This is a genomic window from Streptomyces spongiae (assembly GCF_009377185.1).
GTDB classification, from domain to species: Bacteria; Actinomycetota; Actinomycetes; order Streptomycetales; family Streptomycetaceae; genus Streptomyces; species Streptomyces spongiae.
In genome coordinates this window covers 1-3,687 of the sequence record NZ_VJZC01000796.1, presented here as the reverse complement: position 1 = coordinate 3,687, position 3,687 = coordinate 1, and the positions used below count along the sequence as shown (strand labels likewise).

Genomic DNA, 3,687 nt, shown 5'->3' with positions numbered 1-3,687 from the left:
GGCCTGCACGGCTTTCAGGGGCGCGGGGAACTGCGCGACCAGCCACAACGAACCCGCAGCCGCCCAGAGACAGCACCCGGCAGACGAGACCGCCCGCCCCTACCGACCAACCGCCAGCCCCGACCCACTCAGCGAAACCCGAATCCCGTCCTCCTTCACCCGCACGTCACGCAACCGAACCTCCCCCTCCGTCGGCTTGGGCAGACTGAAGCCCAGGGAGAGCCGATCAGCCAGCACCGGCCGCGTAAGACCGCTGAGCGCGTCGAGGAGCGCCGGGTCGACGCCGACGAGCCGCTGCAACAGCTGGGGGTTGTCGGTGGCGACATCGAGGAGGTTCAGGTTCATGGCCTGGCGGGCGAACCGGTCCGAGCCGGTCAGCTCGGCCAGCCGCGTGTCGTCCTGGAGCGCCGCCCGCACCGTGGACTCCGGGACACCGAGACGGTCCACGATGGTCGGCACCGCCAGCAGTTCCCGCGCCCGGCTGGTCTGCTTGGCCAGCAGTCCGGCCCCCTTCGGGGTGAGGTGGAGCCCGTCGGAGCGCCCGGCGCCCGGCCGGTACATCGCCAGGTCCCCGATGTCCAGGCGCATCCCGTCGATGTCGGTCGCGATACCGCGCTCGCCCTCCCGGCGGATATGGGCGTCCGCGCGGACCTTGAGCTCGCGGCCCGCCACGGGCAACGTGCCGCGCGCCCGCACCTCGTCGCCGCCGTGCCCAGTGAAGGTGACCTGGGACGCGCCGAGTTCACGGTTCAGGTCCTCGAAGGAGAGCAGCACCTCCCCGTCCAGCTCGGGGATGGAGGCACCGCGTACGGAGGTCAGACCGTCGGTGTCGAGCATGACGTTCTTCGCGGTCGCCGAGACCTTCGCCAGCGACACACGGTCCGCCGCCACGTCCGGGACGGTCACCGACACCGACTCCAGCCGCCTGTCGGCGAGCTGAGTGAGGAAGGGGAAGCCCTCGATGCCGACTTCGGGGGCCGCGCTCAGGTTCAGCTGCTTCTTGAGCGTCTCCCCGGCCTTGTGCTCCGCGTACAGCACCGCCCAGCGGTCGCCGAGGGTGAGGAAGGCTGCGAGCCCGACGACGAGGACGACGGCCTTCATGGCGAGAGGCAGCCCGGCGAAACGTTTCCGCCTTCGGCGCCCGCCGCTCCGGTGGTTGGGCGGACTCCAGTCCTCCTCGGCCTCACCGTCGGGTTCGTGCTCGGCCTCGGCGGGCTCGTCCTGGTCTGACGCGCGCTGGGCGGGCTCGTCCTCATGGAGGAACTCCTCCAGCGGCCCGTCGTCCAGAGCGCCCAGCTCGTCGTAGGGGTTCGGACGGGAATGCGTCGGTGTGTCATGGGGGGTACGCATCACCTCATCCCACCACGCGGACCGACCCCACTCGCAACTTGGTTCGGCATTAAGGGAGATAGCTCACGCGGCAATAAGGGAGATAGCTCACGCGGCCGCCCCGCGCCCCTGAGGGGACACGGGGCGGCCGCACGAATCACCCACGAACAACCCGCACCCGGACCTACTGGGTCACTGAGTCACTGGGTCACGACAGTGATCCGGTCCGCCGCCGGAGGCGCGATCGGGGCGGCAGCCGAGGAGTTGGCCAGCAGGTACTTCTCCAGCGCGGCGAGGTCATCCCCGCCGACCAGGTCATTCGTACCCTGCCCCAGCGTCGGGAAGCCATCACCGCCACCGGCGAGGAAGCTGTTGGTGGCGACACGGTAGGTGGCGGCCGGGTCGATGGCGGCACCGCCCAGCCTGATCGAGTCGGTCACCACCCGGTCCGCCCCCGACTTCGTCAGGTCCAGCGTGTACGTCAGCCCGGCCGAGACCTGGAGGATCTTCGGCGCCGCCGCGTTCGCACCACTCACCTGCTCCTTGAGCACCTGGATGATCTGGGCGCCCGTGAAGTCCTGGAGGTTGACCGTGTTGGCGAACGGCTGGACCGTGAAGCCCTCCGCGTACGTCACCACACCGTCGCCCTCGGCGCCCTTGGCCGCGTACGTGAGCGGGGCCCGGATACCACCCGGGTTCATCAGTGCCAGGTCGGTCTCGGGGTCGAGTTCCTTCCCGTTCGCCAGCTGGGCGTCGGCAATGAGGTCACCGAGCGGGGACTCGTTGCCGGTGTTGCCGATGTCACCCGAGATGTAGCCGATGGCACGGTTGCCGATGGGAGCGGCCAGCGTGTTCCACTTGCTGATCAGCGCGGTCATGTCGGGGGCCTTGGGCACGTCCCGGGTGACCACGTGGTTCGCGGACTCGACGGCCGTACGGGCGATGTCGCCGGTCCAGCGGTCGTACGTCAGCGTGGTGTCGGTGTAGAGACGGCCGAAGGACGCGGCCGAGGTGACCATGCGCGGCTTGCCCGACGGGTCGTTGATCGTGCAGGCGTACGCGGCGTGCGTGTGGCCGGTGACCAGGGCGTCGACCTTGGGCGTGATGTTCTTGGCGATGTCGACGATCGGGCCGGAGATGCCGTCGCCGGCGCCGGGCGAGTCGCAGTCGTAGTTGTACGACGTCGAGGCGGGGAACCCGCCCTCGTGGATGAGGGCGACGACCGACTTCACGCCCTGGCGCTCCAGCACCTTGGCGTACTTGTTGATCGTCTCGACCTCGTCCTTGAACTTCAGACCCTTGACTCCGTCGGCGGAGACGATGTCCGGCGTACCCTCCAGGGTCACACCGATGAAGCCGACCTTGACGCCGTTCTTCTTCCACACCCAGTAGGGCTTGAGGATCGGCTTGCCGGTCTTCTCGTCGAGCACGTTGGCGGCGAGGTAGGGGAAGTCGGCGCCCTTGAACTTCGTGTCGCCGTAGCACCCCGCGGTGGGATGGCACCCGCCGTTCTGCAGCCGGCCCAGTTCCTTGGCGCCCTCGTCGAACTCGTGGTTGCCGACGCTCGTCACGTCGAGGTCCAGCTTGTTCAGCGCCTCGATGGCGGGCTCGTCGTGGAAGAGGCCCGAGATCAGCGGGGAGGCGCCGACCATGTCACCCCCGGCCGCGGTGACGGAGTACTTCTTGCCCTCGCGCGCCTTGCGCAGATGGGTCGCCAGGTACTCGACACCACCGGCGTCGATGGTCTTGGTCGTCCCGTCCGCCTGCACCTCGGTCACCCGGCCGGACGACCCCGCGGGCGGCTCCAGGTTCCCGTGCAGGTCGTTGAACGACAGCAGCTGCACGTCCTGGTAGCGGCTCGGCTTCGGGTGGTGGCCGGGCTTGTACGTCGCCGCCTCACCGGCCGAGGCCGGAAGCGCGGCGGCGAGGGCACCGGCGGTGGCGAGCCCGGCGGTCACGGCGGTGATCAGGAACGTACGGCGTCTGCGGCGTGGCGCCTGGGGTGTGGCTGACATGTGCCCCCCTGGGAGTCGAGTAAGAAGTCGAGTAAGAAACAGGCCCCGTCGGCCCGAAGCGTAGGGTCAACGCGCGTAGCGCGACAGGGGGTTCAGGGTTACGACCTGATTGCCGTCGAGGAAAATCCCCCACGAACAGGACAAGCCGGGACCCTCTCAGGGCCACAGGGGATGCGCCCCTGAAGGGGCGCGGGGCTGTATCGATATGCGGCTCCGCCGCGTGGGCGCGACAAGCCACGACGAACCCGCAGGTTCAAACGACGGGCAAGCCCCCACCCCCCAGGGGCGCGGGGAACTGCGCAAAAAGCCACGACGAACCCGCACCCTCGACACCACACAGCCC

General features: G+C 69.2%; 2 protein-coding genes. Both read right to left on the bottom strand.

Annotation, left to right across the window (positions count from 1 at the left end):
• Window positions 1-99: 99 nt before the first annotated feature.
• A complete protein-coding gene (locus tag FNH08_RS46895; protein WP_152777941.1) occupies window positions 100-1,350 on the bottom strand; it encodes an LmeA family phospholipid-binding protein in 1,251 nt (416 codons plus the stop codon).
• 179 nt (window positions 1,351-1,529) lie between these two features.
• Window positions 1,530-3,344 carry a bifunctional metallophosphatase/5'-nucleotidase gene (locus FNH08_RS46890; RefSeq protein ID WP_152777939.1) on the bottom strand — a complete coding sequence of 605 codons (1,815 nt, stop codon included), beginning with the start codon at window positions 3,342-3,344 and terminating at the stop codon, window positions 1,530-1,532.
• Between the last annotated feature and the right edge of the window lie 343 nt (window positions 3,345-3,687).

What these genes read in the sequence shown, in the direction of transcription:
- FNH08_RS46895 (WP_152777941.1), bottom strand. Translation starts at nt 1,350, where the DNA reads ATGCGTACCCCCCATGACACACCGACGCATTCCCGTCCGAACCCCTAC.
- FNH08_RS46890 (WP_152777939.1), bottom strand. Translation starts at nt 3,344, where the DNA reads ATGTCAGCCACACCCCAGGCGCCACGCCGCAGACGCCGTACGTTCCTG.